Annotated in this window: 19 protein-coding genes and 1 other annotated feature; all 19 genes read left to right on the top strand. The window is 41.8% G+C overall.

All coding sequences use genetic code 11. From position 1 onward, the window contains the following. The first annotated feature begins 12 nt into the window (after nt 1-12). The 19 genes from mutM to LD028_RS16915 all read left to right on the top strand — a co-directional run bounded on the left by mutM (nt 13) and on the right by LD028_RS16915 (nt 17,213). Nucleotides 13-834, top strand: coding sequence for a DNA-formamidopyrimidine glycosylase (gene mutM / locus LD028_RS17005; protein ID WP_237812472.1), 822 nt, complete (start codon nt 13-15; stop codon nt 832-834). Between the two features lie 66 nt (nt 835-900). Then, nucleotides 901-1,524 (top strand): sporulation membrane protein YtaF, encoded by a 624-nt coding sequence (ytaF, locus tag LD028_RS17000; protein WP_237812471.1) that lies wholly within the window; start codon nt 901-903, stop codon nt 1,522-1,524. Nucleotides 1,525-1,532: 8 nt separating this feature from the next. Next, the gene (gene coaE, locus LD028_RS16995; RefSeq protein ID WP_237812470.1) at nt 1,533-2,138 is read left to right on the top strand and encodes a dephospho-CoA kinase; all 606 of its coding nucleotides are present in this window, start codon (nt 1,533-1,535) and stop codon (nt 2,136-2,138) included. Nucleotides 2,139-2,245: 107 nt separating this feature from the next. Further along, the gene (locus tag LD028_RS16990) at nt 2,246-3,274 is read left to right on the top strand and encodes a glyceraldehyde-3-phosphate dehydrogenase (RefSeq protein ID WP_006323528.1); all 1,029 of its coding nucleotides are present in this window, start codon (nt 2,246-2,248) and stop codon (nt 3,272-3,274) included. 241 nt (nt 3,275-3,515) lie between these two features. Continuing rightward, nucleotides 3,516-3,890, top strand: coding sequence for an adenosylmethionine decarboxylase (speD, locus tag LD028_RS16985; protein ID WP_012574217.1), 375 nt, complete (start codon nt 3,516-3,518; stop codon nt 3,888-3,890). 75 nt (nt 3,891-3,965) lie between these two features. Next, a complete protein-coding gene (locus LD028_RS16980) occupies nt 3,966-4,358 on the top strand; it encodes a cytosolic protein (protein ID WP_237812469.1) in 393 nt (130 codons plus the stop codon). 62 nt (nt 4,359-4,420) lie between these two features. Further along, nucleotides 4,421-4,891 (top strand): transcriptional regulator NrdR, encoded by a 471-nt coding sequence (gene nrdR, locus LD028_RS16975; RefSeq protein WP_077429315.1) that lies wholly within the window; start codon nt 4,421-4,423, stop codon nt 4,889-4,891. A 33-nt stretch (nt 4,892-4,924) separates the two neighbouring features. Beyond that, nucleotides 4,925-6,322: a replication initiation and membrane attachment family protein gene (locus LD028_RS16970; RefSeq protein ID WP_237812468.1), complete on the top strand. Its 1,398-nt coding sequence runs from the start codon at nt 4,925-4,927 to the stop codon at nt 6,320-6,322. A 10-nt stretch (nt 6,323-6,332) separates the two neighbouring features. Beyond that, a complete protein-coding gene (gene dnaI, locus LD028_RS16965) occupies nt 6,333-7,265 on the top strand; it encodes a primosomal protein DnaI (protein ID WP_237812467.1) in 933 nt (310 codons plus the stop codon). Between the two features lie 62 nt (nt 7,266-7,327). After that, nucleotides 7,328-8,182, top strand: a complete 855-nt coding sequence (gene ytxC / locus LD028_RS16960; RefSeq protein ID WP_237812466.1) for a putative sporulation protein YtxC — start codon at nt 7,328-7,330, stop codon at nt 8,180-8,182. A gap of 294 nt (nt 8,183-8,476) precedes the next feature. Further along, nucleotides 8,477-10,408, top strand: coding sequence for a threonine--tRNA ligase (gene thrS, locus LD028_RS16955; RefSeq protein WP_237812465.1), 1,932 nt, complete (start codon nt 8,477-8,479; stop codon nt 10,406-10,408). Nucleotides 10,409-10,525: 117 nt separating this feature from the next. Further along, nucleotides 10,526-10,649 (top strand) — a sequence feature (ribosomal protein L20 leader region). Between the two features lie 25 nt (nt 10,650-10,674). Continuing rightward, nucleotides 10,675-11,217, top strand: coding sequence for a translation initiation factor IF-3 (infC, locus tag LD028_RS16950; RefSeq protein ID WP_006323512.1), 543 nt, complete (start codon nt 10,675-10,677; stop codon nt 11,215-11,217). Nucleotides 11,218-11,236: 19 nt separating this feature from the next. Further along, nucleotides 11,237-11,437, top strand: a complete 201-nt coding sequence (rpmI, locus tag LD028_RS16945) for a 50S ribosomal protein L35 (RefSeq protein ID WP_003397838.1) — start codon at nt 11,237-11,239, stop codon at nt 11,435-11,437. An 18-nt stretch (nt 11,438-11,455) separates the two neighbouring features. Continuing rightward, nucleotides 11,456-11,815, top strand: coding sequence for a 50S ribosomal protein L20 (gene rplT, locus LD028_RS16940; RefSeq protein WP_003397837.1), 360 nt, complete (start codon nt 11,456-11,458; stop codon nt 11,813-11,815). A 61-nt stretch (nt 11,816-11,876) separates the two neighbouring features. Further along, entirely contained in the window at nt 11,877-12,365 is a 489-nt protein-coding gene (locus LD028_RS16935; protein WP_237812464.1) for a dUTP diphosphatase, read from the top strand. Nucleotides 12,366-12,420: 55 nt separating this feature from the next. Continuing rightward, a complete protein-coding gene (locus LD028_RS16930) occupies nt 12,421-13,506 on the top strand; it encodes a M42 family metallopeptidase (protein WP_237812463.1) in 1,086 nt (361 codons plus the stop codon). 125 nt (nt 13,507-13,631) lie between these two features. Continuing rightward, complete coding sequence (locus tag LD028_RS16925) at nt 13,632-14,720, top strand: GntR family transcriptional regulator (RefSeq protein ID WP_041637944.1); 1,089 nt, start codon at nt 13,632-13,634, stop codon at nt 14,718-14,720. A gap of 96 nt (nt 14,721-14,816) precedes the next feature. Beyond that, the gene (araD, locus tag LD028_RS16920; protein ID WP_237812462.1) at nt 14,817-15,503 is read left to right on the top strand and encodes an L-ribulose-5-phosphate 4-epimerase; all 687 of its coding nucleotides are present in this window, start codon (nt 14,817-14,819) and stop codon (nt 15,501-15,503) included. 15 nt (nt 15,504-15,518) lie between these two features. Further along, nucleotides 15,519-17,213, top strand: coding sequence for a ribulokinase (locus tag LD028_RS16915; protein WP_237812461.1), 1,695 nt, complete (start codon nt 15,519-15,521; stop codon nt 17,211-17,213). Nucleotides 17,214-17,224 lie beyond the last annotated feature (11 nt).

Raw genomic sequence — 17,224 nt, 5'->3', positions numbered from 1 at the left:
GGGGGAGCAACCATGCCAGAATTACCTGAAGTCGAAACGGTACGACGTACACTTCTTCCTCTTGTTGTTAGTAAAACGATCGAACGTGTGAAAGTGTATTGGCCAAAAATTATTCAGCACCCTGATGTAGCTACGTTTTGTGAGCGTCTGAAAGGACAGACGATTCACGATATTCAGCGGAGAGGTAAATTTTTGCTTTTTCAATTGGATGATGTCGTCCTCGTTTCTCATTTGCGGATGGAAGGACGTTATATATATGAAAAAGAAGATACTCCATTTGATCAACATACACACATTTTTTTTACATTCACAGATCAGACGGAACTTCGTTATCGCGATGTGCGCAAATTTGGTACGATGCATTTATTTAATAAAGGTGAAGAATTACGTGTCCCTCCTTTATCAAGTATTGGGGTTGAGCCGTTCGATGAGCAATTTACGGTTGCATGGCTTACAGATCAACTTCAACGAACAAAACGTACAATAAAAGCGACATTGCTTGATCAAACGATTGTTGCAGGATTAGGCAATATTTATGTCGATGAAGTATTATTTCGTTCGTCCATTCATCCAGAGCGGACAGCAACGACGTTAACGATACGGGAAATCGAAGCATTACATGAGGCAATTGTTCAAACGATACAAGAAGCGATTGAAAAAGGTGGGAGTACCGTTCGAACATATGTGAATACGCAAGGGAAGACAGGGACGTTTCAAACGCAATTGTATGTATACGGTCGTGCCAACATGCCGTGCCGTCGTTGTGGAAATCCCATTTCCAAAACAACTGTAGCCAATCGCGGCACACATTATTGTAAACATTGTCAAACGTAGTGTAAGAACATTGCCTAGACCTCTTCCATATACTATGGTAGCTTTTCAAGGAAGGGGCGGGCGTATATGATTACATGGTCTTTATTTTTGCTTGCGTTTGCTGTAAGCATTGATGGGTTGACTGTCGGTATTACGTATGGTATGCGGAATGTACATGTTCCGCTTCGTTCGTTGCTGATTATTTCGTTTTTTTCATGCATGACATTTTTAGTAGCGATGGGCATTGGTCGCATGTTATATATGTTTTTTTCGCCAACCGTTGCCAACGCAATGGGTGGGGGGGTATTAATCATATTAGGATTATGGATGCTCATTCAATTTATGCTTAAAAGCGATGATAAGGAAGAAAAATTTTTAATGAACGTAGAAATTCGTTCGCTCGGCATTGTCATTCAAATTTTGCGCAAACCAACGATGGCTGATTTTGACCGTTCAGGAACGATTACAGGGATGGAGGCTGTATTTTTAGGAATCGCCTTGTCGCTCGATGCGTTTGGAGCAGGCGTAAGCGCGGCGCTTTTAAACTATTCGGTAGCGTTTACTACATTTCTCGTTTGCTTGCTTAGCTTTAGTTTCTTATTTAGCGGGTTGAAAATTGGAAAATCGTTTAGAAAGTATGACTGGCTACAAAAATACTCGTTTTTACCTGGGATTATGCTTATTGTCATTGGTATTTTTAAAATGAGATAGGGGTGAAGGTGGTGTTAACGATCGGATTAACAGGGGGCATCGCAAGTGGAAAAAGTACGGTCGCGGCGATGTTCCGTGACTTACATATCCCTGTCATTGATGCAGATGAAATCGCTCACCGTGTCACAGCCATCGACGGTGAAGCGTATCAACTAATTGTTGAAACGTTTGGAAGCGAAATTTTAGACTCAAATGGTGCGATTGATCGACGTAAGCTTGGTGCGATCGTATTTCATGATGAACAAAAGCGAAAACAGTTAAATGCCATTGTTCATCCGCTCGTACGTAAACATATGCTACAACAAAAAGAGCAATATGCAAGAAAAGGAGAAAAAGCTGTTGTTCTCGATATTCCGCTTTTATTCGAAAGTAATTTAGAACATCTCGTTGATCGTATTCTCGTTGTGTATGTAGATGAACAAATTCAACTTCGGCGCCTTTGCGAACGCAATGGCTTTTCGTTTGAAGAAGCATGGGCGCGTATAAAATCGCAAATGCCGCTCGAACAAAAACGAAAAAAAGCAGATGCTGTCATCGATAATAATGGAACGATCGAACAAACGAAACGACAACTATACGAACGCTTAGTTGAGTGGGGTATCCTTGAAAAATAGGACGCCCTTTTTTTATTTTTTTATAGCATAAACACCTTAAAAATGTTATACTATTTTTGTGATTACCGGATAAATAGTATAACACATATATTGAAAGGGGCTATATAATGAAAGCAAGAGTAGCGATTAACGGGTTCGGACGCATTGGACGTATGGTGTTCCGAAAGGCTATTATGGACAATGATGTTGACATTGTAGCAATTAATGCGAGCTATCCGCCTGAAACGTTAGCTCATTTAATAAAATATGATTCGAACCATGGTAAATTTGATGGGGATGTCGTTCCTGTTGAAGATGGTTTAATTGTAAATGGAAAAAAAGTACAACTATTAAATTCACGTGATCCACGACTATTACCGTGGGGAGAGCTTCAAATCGATATCGTTATCGAAGCAACGGGAAAGTTTAACGCAAAAGAAAAGGCGATGATGCACGTCGAAGCGGGAGCAAAGCGCGTTATTTTAACTGCACCAGGAAAAGATGAGGATGTCACGATTGTAATGGGAGTCAATGAACATATGCTTTCTCCAGAGCACGTCATCATTTCAAACGCTTCATGTACAACAAACTGTTTAGCGCCCGTTGTGAAAGTGCTTGATGAAGCGTTTGGCATCGAAAATGGACTTATGACAACTGTTCATGCCTACACAAACGATCAAAAAAACATCGACAATCCACATAAAGATTTACGTCGAGCACGTTCATGCGCACAATCGATCATTCCGACAACAACAGGTGCGGCTAAAGCGTTAGCACTTGTATTGCCACATTTAAAAGGAAAAATGCACGGCATGGCGTTGCGCGTTCCAACACCAAACGTTTCACTTGTTGACGTCGTTGTCGATGTGAAAAAAGATGTCACAGTCGATGAAGTGAATGAAGCGTTTATGCAAGCAGCTCGTGGGGAGTTAAAAGGCATTTTAGACGTGACGATGGAACCGCTTGTATCCATTGATTTTAATACAAATCCACATTCTGCGATTGTTGATGGGTTATCGACAATGGTGATCGAAAATCGAAAAGTAAAAGTGTTAGCATGGTATGATAACGAATGGGGCTATTCATGTCGCGTTGTTGATTTAACAAAGCTAGTTGCGAAACAATTGTTAAAAAATGAAACGGTTGCGATGTCATGACGCTGGGGTTCCCAGCGTTATTTTTCTGCCCATTTGATAAAAAAATAAAAAACGATATTGAAAAAAATATATAAACGAAGTATACTATGTTTCGTGAACTTCTTGAACGCGTGGTAATGTGACTACTTAAAGGGTTAGGACCTCTTTGGACTAACTTTCCCCCGTGGTAGTTATACATTCCAGAAAGCAAAAGAAATTCATCGTTTATTTTTTTCAAAATTTATAAAAGGGGGATACGATCATGGATACAATGGGTCGTCACGTTATCTCAGAACTTTGGGGATGCGATTTTGATAAGTTAAATGACATGGAGTTTATTGAAAAAACATTTGTTGATGCAGCGTTAAAGTCTGGTGCTGAAATTCGTGAAGTTGCGTTTCATAAATTTGCACCACAAGGTGTTAGTGGCGTTGTTATTATTTCTGAATCACATTTAACGATTCACAGTTTTCCAGAGCATGGTTACGCGAGCATCGACGTGTACACATGTGGGCATCTAGATCCAACGATTGCAGCTGACTATATTGCAGAAGCGTTAGGTGCGCAAACGCGTGAAACAATTGAATTGCCTCGTGGTATGGGTCCAATTGAAATTAAACAAGCAAAAGCTTTATAATAAAGTGTAAGAGAAAAAGAGGTGTAGATTCTGCACCTCTTTTTTATCATTCATTGAAAAGTGAGGAGACGAACAGTGAAATGGAAGCATATATTAACAAATCATAATGAAACATCTGAACGTCATCCGGATGAGCAGCTAAAAAGCCGTTATTACAAAACGACACAATCCACTGCATTACAAGTAGTGAAAGAAATGTTTGAACAGATGGACGGGTGTCACATTGTTGCTGTCTCAGCAGAACGAGGAGAAATAAGTGTATCACTCACGAAAGGAAGAAAAGTATTTATCGTCGCAACTATTGTTTCTGTTCGTCCATTTGAAACAGCTATTGATTTTTCAGTTACGACAGAAACAAAATGGCTTCCAATTGACTTCGGATTTAGTCGCCAACTCATTATTCGTTTATATGATCAATTAGAGAAAAGACTCCCATATATCGGATCGGGAATATATGGGGATAAGTAGTTGTATATTCGCCTTGTTTTGTCTACTATAAAAGTAAAATTACTGCTAGGGAGCTGATACATATGAAATGCCCGTCGTGTCACCACAACGGAACGCGTGTGCTCGACTCGCGTCCTGTTGATGAAGGGCGTTCTATTCGTCGCCGTCGTGAATGTGAACGTTGCCATTTTCGATTCACAACGTTTGAAAGGGTGGAAGAAACACCGTTAATTGTTGTGAAAAAAGAAGGAACGCGAGAGGAATTTAGCCGTGAAAAAATTTTGCGTGGTCTTATTAAAGCGTGTGAAAAGCGACCGGTTGCGCTTGAACAGCTAGAGGAAGTCACGCAACAAATTGAACGAGAGTTGCGCAATAGCGGGATCAATGAAGTGAAAAGCGAAACGATCGGTGAAATGGTGATGGAACGATTGTCCAAAATTGACGAAGTCGCTTATGTTCGTTTTGCTTCTGTATACCGCCAGTTTAAAGATTTAAATGTCTTTATCGAGGAATTAAAAGAATTAATTAAAAAAGAACAAGGAGAAAGGGCATAATATGCTCTTTTTCATATGAAGAAGGTCGATAATATGGAATATAGTTGGAAGGAATTAATTGCGGTCGACCGATATATTGTCCACGGCAATGGTGTTTTAAGTGAACTAGATCGGAAAGTATTGACACTTTTATATCAACCGTTAATTGGTGCGCAAGCGTATAGTTTATATATGACGTTATGGAGCGAACTTGAGCAAACACGCTTATGGAGTGAAGAGACGACACACCATAGTTTAATGGCAATTATGCAATGCAGTTTGCCAACGATATACGCTGAACGTTTAAAACTTGAGGGAATCGGGTTGTTAAATACGTATATGAAGCGAACGAATGCAGATGATGAACGCGTATTTATTTACGAGCTTCGCCTTCCCCTTACACCAGAACAATTTTTCACTGATGGTGTGTTAAATGTATTTTTATATGATCGTGTAGGAAAAACGAAATTTCAAAAGTTGAAAAAGTTTTTTTCTGATCGTGCTATCGATCGCACTTCTTTTGTACCTGTGACGCGCTCATTTCACGATGTATTTTCATCGATCCAGCCTGAAAAAATGATTCATAAGTTAGGCGACGAAGCGAAACAAGAAGTAACGCTACAAGACGGGCATCAGTATATAGGAAAAGAACAAGCGATGTATACGATGCAAGATGATATATTTGATTTTGACGCATTTTATGCAGGACTGTCTCATCATCTCGTCCCACGTCGTGCGATTACTGCAAAAGTGAAAGATGCGATCAAAAAGCTAGCTTTTTTATATGGCATTGGCCCGCTTGACATGCAAAAAATTGTGATGAGCGTCATCGATCCCGCAGAACAAATTGATATCGAAGCATTAAGAAAAGCGGCGCAAGAATGGTATCAATTTGAACGTGGTGAGGCGCTTCCGCGGCTATATGATCGCGTGCAACCGTTAGCGGAGCGGACGATGGCGCATGTCGAACCAAAAAACGAAGAAGAATATTTAATGAAACAGCTCGAAACCGTTTCACCGAGACAGTTACTTATGGACTTTTCTGGTGGAGCTGAACCAGCGTTAGCAGATTTGCAGCTAATTGAAGAAATGATGTTTAAGCAAAAACTGCCACCAGGCGTCATGAATGTGCTTATTTATTATGTCATGTTACGTACAGATATGAAGCTTCCGAAAAAATATGTAGAAAAAATTGCTAGTTCATGGGCGAGAAAAAAAGTGCGTACGGTCAAACAAGCGATGGAATTGGCGAAAAAAGAGGCGCGTGAATACGAAACATTTATGAAAGAAAAAGAGAAAAAAGGGTCGAAAAAGCCGATTCGTACTGAGATGTTGCCAGATTGGTTACAAACAGACTATTCACAATTTGAACGAAAACAAATGAAATCGGAAGAAGAGCTAGAACAAAAACGGCGCGAGTTGGAAGAACGGTTGAAAAAGCCGAAAAGTTAGGGGATAAATGATGAAACCAATTCGGGAAACTATCCACCATTTGATGAATCGTCATGATTTTAAAGAGCGATATGAGGCAATGAAACGCGATATTTTAAACGATCCACACGTTCAATCGTTTTTACGTGGTCATGATGTGACAGATGCGATGTTAAATCGCCATCTTGGCAAATTGTATGAGTTTGTACAACAAAGTAAACATTGTGAGCATTGTTCAAGTTTAGAACAGTGTCCTAATTTGCTGAAAGGTTATACACCACATTTAATTTGGCAAGGGAAAAACATTGATGTGCAATACGAGCGCTGTGCTCGCAAAGTGCAAGAAGATGAACGAAAAAAACAACAGTCGCTCATTCGTAGTTTGTTTATCCCGCGTGATATGTTACAAGCATCATTTGATAAGCTAGAAACGGACGATCTTGGGCGTATTGAAGCGATTGAACTTGCGAATACATTTGCATCGACGTATGAAGTAGGTAAACGAATAAAAGGGCTATATTTATATGGGTCATTTGGAGTAGGAAAAACATACTTGTTAGCAGCGATGGCGAATGAATTAGCTCAAAGACATATTGCTTCATTTCTTGTGTACGTGCCGGAATTTGTTCGTTCATTAAAATCATCGCTTCAAACGGATGCGTTTCAAGATACGATTGAATACGCAAAACAAGTCCCTGTGCTTATGCTCGATGATTTAGGGGCAGAACTTATGTCAAGCTGGTGGCGCGATGAGGTGCTCGGACCAATTTTACAATATCGCATGCTTGAACATTTACCGACATGTTTTACATCAAATTTCGATTTAAAACGTCTGACGCATCATCTTGCCCACTCACAACGAGGAGAAGAAGAACAAGTGAAAGCGGCGCGAATGATTGAGCGAATTGTCTATTTAGCTACTCCGATCGAAATGAAAGGAAAAAATCGACGAATCGAAATGTGATAAACGTTCGGTGTTCCCCATATATATAAAACAAGCATGTTTTTGGAAAAGGGGGGGCACCGTTGATTTATATCGTATTTCAAGATGGGCAAGATGCACAACGGTTATTTACGGAATTAAACAAAGCACCACAACCATATGGGAAGTTACTTTATGATGATAAGACAATAACCATTTTTTTTCATGAATCAGATGCGTCGTACATGCGGGCATTATTCATTCCGATTTTGACTTCATGTATCATTCGTGCATTTGAAGCACGTTGGATTTTATCAATTATTTCACGCACGTTTTTTTATGAAAATGAAGAAGAACAACAACAAATTTTACAGCTTACTTACTCGTTTATTGACGGGGAAAGGTACGACTATCGTCTCGGAAAAAAAATGAGTACGCCGCGCGAACAACTTATTGCTAAATCTCTACATGAATGTTTACATGAAGGCGTATTTTCATTTGAGTCGCTTATGACTTTTCGTTTAAAGCCATATTATGATCGGCTTATGCATTATGTTGAATTAGCGATTGATGAATACAAACTAGAACAAGAATATCAAGCGTTCGTGCAATTGTTGCGCGAAATTGTTTCATCACGACAGCCACAAATGAACGTCCTTCATTTAGTATATGAAAATGATACGTTCCAATTTTTCGACGATTGCTTTTTTCACTTATCTTCTCAACAATTAAAGCAGTTTATTGATCGTCGTCTCATGGTGAGTCAGCCGATGTACATTGATACATCTGTATTAGCACCGCTCGTGTCGATGGCACCGGAAAAAATATATATGTATACAGATGCCACAGATGTAGGGATGATTCAAACGATTCAAAATGTGTTTCAAGAGCGAATAGAGCTTCGAACACCTCTTGATTTTCCAAAAAAATATGCTTATAATGACATACATAATGAATAAGGTCAAAAGTGATGATGAGGACATGGGTGTATTTTTACGGTTCACAGAGAGGGAAGGCATAGGCTGAAACCTTCCTAACACGAAAAATGCACTTACCACCTCTAAACTTCAGCAGTGAACAATGGGACGATTACCCGTTTAGTAATTGCTGACGGTTTGCGCCGTTATCGAAATGAAGCCGTTTATACGCTCGCTGTTATTCGTATAAGCGGGAAGAAGGGTGGAACCACGAAACCAACTCGTCCCTCGTTTTTGGGACGGGTTTTTTTATTTTTAAAAAAGGAGTGAATAGCTTTGGCGGATGTAGTAAAAATTACATTTCCAGATGGAGCAGTAAAGGAGTTTCCGAAAGGAGTGACAACGGAAGACATTGCAGCTTCCATTAGCCTAGGACTGAAGAAAAAAGCGATTGCAGGAAAGCTAAATGAGCGCATGATCGATTTACGCACACCGATTGAAGAAGATGGCGCCATTTCAATTATTACACAAGATATGCCAGAGGCGCTTGATATTTTGCGTCATAGCACAGCACACTTAATGGCGCAAGCGGTGAAACGACTATATAAAAATGTAAAACTTGGCGTTGGACCTGTTATTGAAAATGGTTTTTACTATGATATTGATGTCGATGTACCAATTACAGCAGAAGACTTACCAAAAATCGAACAAGAAATGAAAAAAATTGTAAAAGAAAACTTAGACATCGTTCGTAAAGAAGTAAGCCGTGAAGAAGCAATTCGTCGCTATGAAGAAATTGGCGATCCGTTAAAAATTGAACTGATTAACGATATTCCAGAAGGAGAAGTTGTCTCTATTTACGAACAAGGCGAATTTTTCGATCTTTGTCGCGGGGTGCACGTGCCGTCCACAGGAAAAATAAAAGAGTTCAAACTGTTAAGTGTAGCAGGCGCGTACTGGCGTGGCGATAGTAAAAATAAAATGTTGCAACGCATTTACGGAACAGCCTTTTTCAAAAAAGAAGACTTAGACGAATATTTACGTCTTTTACAAGAAGCAAAAGAGCGCGATCATCGGAAGCTCGGAAAAGAACTTGATTTATTTATGACATCACAAAAAGTTGGACAAGGATTGCCACTTTGGCTTCCAAAAGGTGCGACGATTCGGAGAACGATCGAACGTTACATCGTCGATAAAGAGTTGTCGCTCGGTTATCAGCACGTATATACACCGGTGCTTGGTAGCGTGGAATTATATAAAACGTCTGGCCATTGGGATCATTATAAGGATGGCATGTTCCCACCGATGGAGATGGATAATGAGCAGCTCGTATTACGCCCAATGAACTGTCCACATCATATGATGGTATATAAACATAAAATTCATAGCTATCGCGAGTTACCAATTCGTATCGCAGAGCTCGGTACGATGCACCGTTACGAAATGTCAGGAGCGCTTACAGGCTTGCAACGGGTGCGTGGCATGACATTGAATGATGCACATATTTTCGTGCGCCCAGATCAAATTAAAGATGAGTTTAAGCGCGTCGTGAATTTAATTTTAGACGTATATAAAGACTTTGGTTTAACAGACTATTCATTCCGTCTATCGTATCGCGATCCGCAAGATAAAGAAAAATATTATGACGACGATGCGATGTGGGAAAAAGCACAAAGCATGCTAAAAGAGGCAATGGACGAGCTTGGGCTTGACTATTACGAAGCGGAAGGTGAAGCGGCGTTTTACGGTCCAAAGTTAGATGTTCAAGTGCGTACGGCGCTAGGAAAAGACGAGACGTTATCGACTGTTCAGCTTGACTTCTTGTTGCCGGAACGTTTTGATTTAACATATATCGGTGAAGACGGAAAACCGCATCGTCCGGTTGTCATCCATCGCGGTGTCGTATCGACGATGGAACGCTTCGTTGCCTTTTTAATTGAAGAGTACAAAGGAGCGTTCCCAACATGGCTAGCACCTGTACAAGTACAAGTGATTCCAGTCGCTCCATCTATCCATATGGACTATGCGTATGAGGTGAAGCATGCGCTACAAGCTGCAGGTATTCGTGTTGAAGTCGATGAGCGTGAAGAAAAAATCGGCTATAAAATTCGTGAAGCGCAAATGCAAAAAATCCCGTACATGCTCGTTGTTGGGGATAACGAAGTAAGTGAAAGAGCGGTAAACGTGCGAAAATACGGGGAACAAAAGAGCGAAACGATGCCGCTTGATGCGTTTGTTGATTTCATCACAAAAGAAACGCATAAATAAATAGTTGCAATTTTTTTCGATGTTTGTTATAGTGTTACTTGTTGTGAGAAACGAACGTTAGTTGACAATGTATTCCCGTTTATGGTATATATGTTAGAGTAAAAATAAATACTTGTTTGACACAAGCAGAAGCACCCGCTTCTCACCTGATGGACGCCGTAGGGCTGTTAACAGGTTCATGACAAAACAAATGTTGTGAGTGAGACGTGTGGGTGTATTGTGCCCACACGTTTTTTGTTGTGTGCGTTCTGCTTTAACAAACAAGTTTGAAAAAACCGTGGAGGTGGCTAGTTATTAGCAAAGATTTTATTATTAATGAAAACATTCGGGCACGTGAAGTTCGTTTAGTCGATCCGAACGGCGAGCAGCTTGGGATTAAGACGAAACAAGAAGCGTTAGAAATTGCAGCGCGTTTAAACTTAGACTTAGTGATGGTTGCACCAAATGCGAAACCGCCAGTATGTCGCATTATGGATTACGGTAAATTCCGTTTCGAGCAACAGAAGAAAGAAAAAGAAGCGCGCAAAAAGCAAAAAGTAATCAACGTGAAAGAAATTCGTTTAAGCCCAACGATCGAAGAACATGACTTCAACACAAAATTGCGCAACGCGCGGAAGTTCCTTGAAAAAGGAGATAAAGTGAAAGCGACAATTCGCTTTAAAGGACGTGCGATTACGCATAAAGAAATTGGTCAGCGTGTGCTTGATCGATTTGCTGAAGCGTGCGCGGATATTGGTACGGTTGAGACGGCTCCAAAAATGGATGGCCGCAGCATGTTTTTAGTGCTAGCACCGAAAAACGACAAATAACAAAAGGGAGGAACACCTTATGCCAAAAATGAAAACTCACAAAGGCTCAGCGAAGCGTTTCAAAAAGACAGGAACAGGTCAATTAAAACGTTCACACGCATTCACTAGCCACTTATTCGCAAATAAAACACAAAAACAAAAACGTAAACTTCGCAAAGCAACACTTGTATCAAAAGGCGATTTCAAACGCATTCGTCAATTGTTAGATAACGTAAAATAATTTTAGGAGGGAAATGTTATGCCACGTGTAAAAGGCGGTACAGTCACACGCAGACGTCGTAAAAAAATTCTTAAACTTGCAAAAGGATATTTCGGTTCAAAACATCGTTTATATAAAGTAGCAAACCAACAAGTGATGAAATCGTTAATGTACGCGTATCGCGATCGTCGCCAACGCAAACGCGATTTCCGTAAACTTTGGATTACGCGCATTAACGCTGCAGCGCGCATGAACGGTCTTTCTTACAGCCGTTTAATGCACGGATTAAAGCTTGCAGGAATCGAAGTAAACCGCAAAATGCTTGCTGATTTAGCAGTAAATGATGCAGCAGCATTCACACAACTTGCAAACATCGCAAAAGAAAACTTAAACAAGTAATAAAAGAAATGACCATTCTCCCTTGAGGGGATGGTCATTTTTTGTAAGAGGGGGGAGAAAAATGGATTTACAAACATTATTTTCTATGCAACGGCAATTGGATGAGCGAATTGAGACAGAACGGGGATTGCGTGGTGAACGTTTAGTCGAGCGCAAGTTGTTAGCTCTTCTTGTTGAAATTGGAGAACTCGCGAATGAAACACGCTGTTTTAAATTTTGGAGCTCAAAACCGAAAGCGGCCGACGAAACGATTTTAGAGGAATATGTCGACGGTCTTCATTTTATTTTATCGCTCGGACTAGACCTTTCTCTTGATAAGCATGTTCAATGGCCAAACGTTGAAGAAAGCGAACCGCTTGTTGAGCAATTTTTACGCGTATTTGAGACCGTTCAGATGTTTCGCGAAAAGATGGACAAACAAGCATACGATCGATTAGTGTATGCGTATGCACAGCTTGGTCATGCGCTTCAATTCACTGCTGAGCAAATCGAACGAGCGTATGTCGCAAAAAACGAAGTGAATCATGAACGGCAAAGTCACAATTATTAACAACTGTCAAAATGTTTAGTATAATGAGTGTTGTACATAGAGAGGAGTGACATACGTGAAAAAATTAGATGAAACGTTAACGATGTTGAAAGCGTTAACGGATGCGAAAGGTGTTCCAGGGAATGAGCGAGAAGTACGCGAAGTAATGAAGTCGTACATCGCTCCGTATGCGGATGAAGTGACGACTGATCGTCTTGGGAGCCTCATTGCGAAAAAAGTAGGAAAAGAAAATGGACCAAAAGTGATGATTGCCGGTCATTTAGATGAAGTAGGCTTTATGGTGACGCAAATTGATGAAAAAGGTTTTATTCGCTTCCAACCGCTCGGTGGCTGGTGGGGGCAAGTCATGCTTGCTCAGCGCGTGACGATCGTGACGAAAAAAGGCGACATTACAGGTGTTATCGGATCGAAGCCGCCACATATTTTACCTGTAGAAGCGAGAAGAAAGCCTGTTGAAATAAAAGATATGTTTATTGACATCGGAGCTTCGAGCCGTGACGAAGCAGTCGAGTGGGGGGTGCGCCCTGGCGATGCCATTGTGCCATATTTTGAATTTACGGTCATGAACAATGAAAAAATGTTGCTTGCGAAAGCATGGGATAACCGCATCGGTTGCGCTGTTGCCATCGATGTGCTGAAGCAATTAAAAGATGTTGAGCATCCAAACGTCGTATACGGCGTCGGAACCGTACAAGAAGAAGTAGGCTTGCGCGGGGCGCGAACATCCGCTTTTGCGATTGAACCAGATATTGCGTTTGCGGTAGACGTCGGCATCGCTGGCGACACACCAGGTGTATCAGAAAAAGATGCTATGGGGAAACTTGGCGGGGGCCCACATATCGTCTTATACGATGCAACGCTCGTTTCTCATAAAGGATTGCGTGAATTTGTCATTAGTGTCGCAGAAGAAATGAACATTCCATACCGTTTTGACGCGATGCCAGGCGGTGGAACAGACGCTGGTGCGATCCATATGACGATGCGCGGCGTTCCAGCGCTCACCATTTCCATCCCAACGCGCTACATTCACTCTCACGCTGCCCTTCTTCACCGCGATGACTACGAACAAACAGTAAAACTACTAGTCGAAGTCATTAGGCGTCTCGATGAAGAAAAAGTGAAAGAAATTACGTTTGATTAACAGGAGCCGACTCGAACAGAGTCGGTTTTTTTATCAAATATATACGTACAAATAAAAATTGATATAATGGGTGTAGGCTATTTAATATGTTCAGGTAGCGTCAATATGTTAACGAGGTGAGCGTTATGAAAGAAAAAAGTATGCCAAAATATTTGCAATTAAAACAAGAAATTTTAGCTTGGATTCAATCAGGGAAGCTAAGCCCTAATGAAAAAATACCGACAGAACATGAAATTGCGAACCAGTTTCAACTAAGCCGACACACGGTTAGACAAGCATTAGGTGAATTAGAAAATGAAGGATGGTTATATAAAATTCAAGGGAGTGGGACGTTCGTTTCTAAGCCCAATTCAATAGGAAAACAAGAAGTGAAAACAGTGGCGATTTTAACGACATACATTTCTGATTATATTTTTCCACATATTGTTCGTGGGGCGGAAGAGACGTTGCGTGAAAAAGGATATCGATTATTGTTAGCTAGTACCAATAATGATAAAGAGAAAGAGAGGAGCCATTTGGAGACGATGATTCAGCAACCGTTAAGTGGGCTTATCATCGAGCCAACTAAAAGTGCCCAAGGCAATCCTAATCTTTCTTACTATCTAGCACTAAATAATTTACATATTCCATACGTCATGATTAACGAACGTTACTTAGAGATGAGTTGTCCTGTCATTAAAATGGATGATGAAAAGGGTGGCTATTTGCTTACTGAGCATTTAATACAGCTTGGTCATAGAAGAATTGCAGGTTTTTTCAAAACGGATGATTTACAAGGGACTAATAGGCTAAAAGGATTTATTCGTGCCCATCAGGAGTATAATTTACCTCTATCCTCTGAACATTTAATTGTTTATACAACTGAAGAAAAGGAAACGAAACCTTTAGAAATAGCTCGCTCTTTTTTGCGACAAGGTAGAGGGGAAAGAGTGACGGCGATTGTATGTTACAATGATGAGTTAGCAATTAAGATATTGGAAGTGATTCGCCAATTGGGACTACATGTGCCCGATGATATTTCTATCGTTGGATTTGATGATTCAACGTTCGCAACAGCAACTGAAGTAAAGTTGACGACTATTCGTCATCCGAAAGTAGATATGGGGATAAAAGCAGCGGAAACACTTATTCAGATGCTTGAGAAAAACGGAGAAGTACAAGATATTGTTTATCAACCAGAATTGATTGTTAGGGATTCGGCGAAAAATATATAAAAATGTTCTAACAATTTTTAAAAAAACCGTAGAAAAAATGTACGTACAAAATTATAATGGAGGTGATAAGATTTTTTTGATTAGGGAGTGGAGGAGATGCTTGACGAGTTAAAACGGCAAGTACTAGATGCAAATTTACAACTGCCTCGCTATCGGTTAGTGACATTTACATGGGGAAATGTGAGTGGCATTGATCGGGAAAGAGGTCTTGTTGTTATTAAGCCGAGTGGAGTAGCGTATGACCAAATGACAACGGATGATTTGGTTGTTGTAGATCTAGAGGGTAGGGTTGTAGAAGGGAAACGAAAACCATCGTCGGATACGTTAACCCATTTAGTATTGTATAGTTCTTTTCCTTCGATTGGTGGGATTGTCCATACTCACTCCCTTTGGGCAACAATTTGGGCACAGGCTGGAAGAGGGATTCCAGCGCTAGGGACGACGCATGCTGACTATTTTTATGGCGAAATTCCATGCACCCGGCCGATGACCAGCGAGGAAATTCAAGGGGCGTATGAACTTGAAACCGGCAAAGTAATCACCGAAACGTTCCGGTTTCTCGACCCGCTACAAGTACCGGGCATTTTGGTGCATGGACATGGACCGTTTGCTTGGGGCAAAGATCCGGCCGATGCCGTCCACAATGCTGTCGTTTTGGAAGAAGTGGCGAAAATGGCGGCAAGAACGTACATGCTCAATCCAAATGCACAGCCGATCAGCCAGTCGCTACTTGACCGCCATTATTTACGCAAGCATGGCGTAAACGCTTACTATGGCCAATAAGGGAGGAAAACTGAGATGGGGAAAAAGTACGTCATTGGTATCGACTATGGGACGGAATCGGGACGCGCCGTTCTCGTTGATCTGGAAGGGAACGAAATTGCGGACCACGTCACCCCGTATCCTCACGGAGTCATTGATGAAGTGTTACCGGAATCGAACGTACAACTAGAACCAGACTGGGCGCTGCAACACCCTGGTGATTATATCGAAGTGTTGGCGACTGCAGTCCCGGCCGTTTTGCAAAAGTCTGGAGTGAGTCCGTCTGATGTCATCGGGGTGGGGATCGATTTCACGGCTTGCACGATGCTGCCGGTTGATGCTTCTGGCGAGCCGCTTTGTCTAAAGCCAGAATTCAAGAGCCGTCCGCACAGTTGGGTGAAATTGTGGAAGCACCATGCCGCTCAGGATGAGGCGAACTTGCTCAATGAAATTGCGGCCAAACGAGGCGAAGCATTTTTGCCGAGATACGGCGGAAAAATTTCATCCGAATGGATGATTGCGAAAATTTGGCAGATTTTAAACGAAGACACGGAGATTTATGAGCAAACTGACCTTTTTCTGGAGGCGACTGACTGGGTCATTTTCAAAATGACTGGGAATATCGTCCGCAACAGCTGCACGGCCGGTTATAAGTCGATTTGGCATAAACAAGACGGCTATCCGAGCAAGGAGTTTTTCCGAGCGCTCGATCCGCGGCTGGAACACTTGACAGACACGAAACTGCGCGGCCCGATCGTTCCGCTTGGTACGAGAGCAGGCGTGCTGACGAACGAAATGGCCGCTATGACGGGCCTCCTTCCGGGAACAGCTGTCGCCGTCGGAAATGTCGATGCCCATGCGGCCGTACCAGGCGTCGGAGTCGTCGAGCCAGGCAAACTGGTGATGGCGATGGGAACCTCGATTTGCCATATGCTGCTGGGCACAGAAGAAAAATACGTCGAAGGCATGTGCGGCGTTGTGGAAGACGGCATCATTCCCGGATATTTCGGTTACGAAGCCGGCCAGTCGGCGGTGGGGGACATTTTTGCTTGGTATGTCGAACAAGGCGTTCCGGCTTATGTGAAAGAAGCAGCGGAAAAAGAGGGAGTTAGTGTCCATGAGTGGCTTGAAAAGCGAGCCGCTGCCTATCGGCCGGGGGAAACAGGACTGCTCGCTTTAGACTGGTGGAACGGAAACCGTTCAGTATTGGTCGACACGGATTTAACCGGGTTGATCATCGGTTATACGTTGCTGACGAAACCGGAAGAAATTTACCGTGCATTGCTTGAAGCAACGGCCTTCGGTACACGGAAAATTATCGACGCCTTTGTTGAAAGCGGTATCAATGTGGATGAGCTGTATGCATGTGGCGGATTGCCACAAAAAAATAATTTACTCATGCAAATTTATGCCGATGTAACCAACCGTGAGATTAAAATTGCAGCGTCGAAGCAAACTCCAGCGGTAGGAGCTGCTATGTTCGCGGCGGTCGCGGCCGGCAAAGAGAACGGAGGTTATGAATCAATCGTTGAGGCGGCGCGAAACATGGGAAAAGTGCGTGAAGAGACGTTCAAACCGATTCCGGAGAATGTGGCAATGTACGAGCAGTTGTATCAAGAATATACGAAATTGCATAACTACTTCGGCCGTGGGGAAAACGATGTGATGAAGCGGCTTAAACATTGGAAAGAGACCGCACGGGCGGTGAAAGAATCTATAAGTTTATCGTGAATAGGGAGGGA

This window comes from Anoxybacillus sp. LAT27 (assembly GCF_022030075.1).
Classification (GTDB): domain Bacteria; phylum Bacillota; class Bacilli; order Bacillales; family Anoxybacillaceae; genus Anoxybacillus; species Anoxybacillus kestanbolensis.
This window is presented reverse-complemented; position numbering and strand designations above follow the sequence as displayed.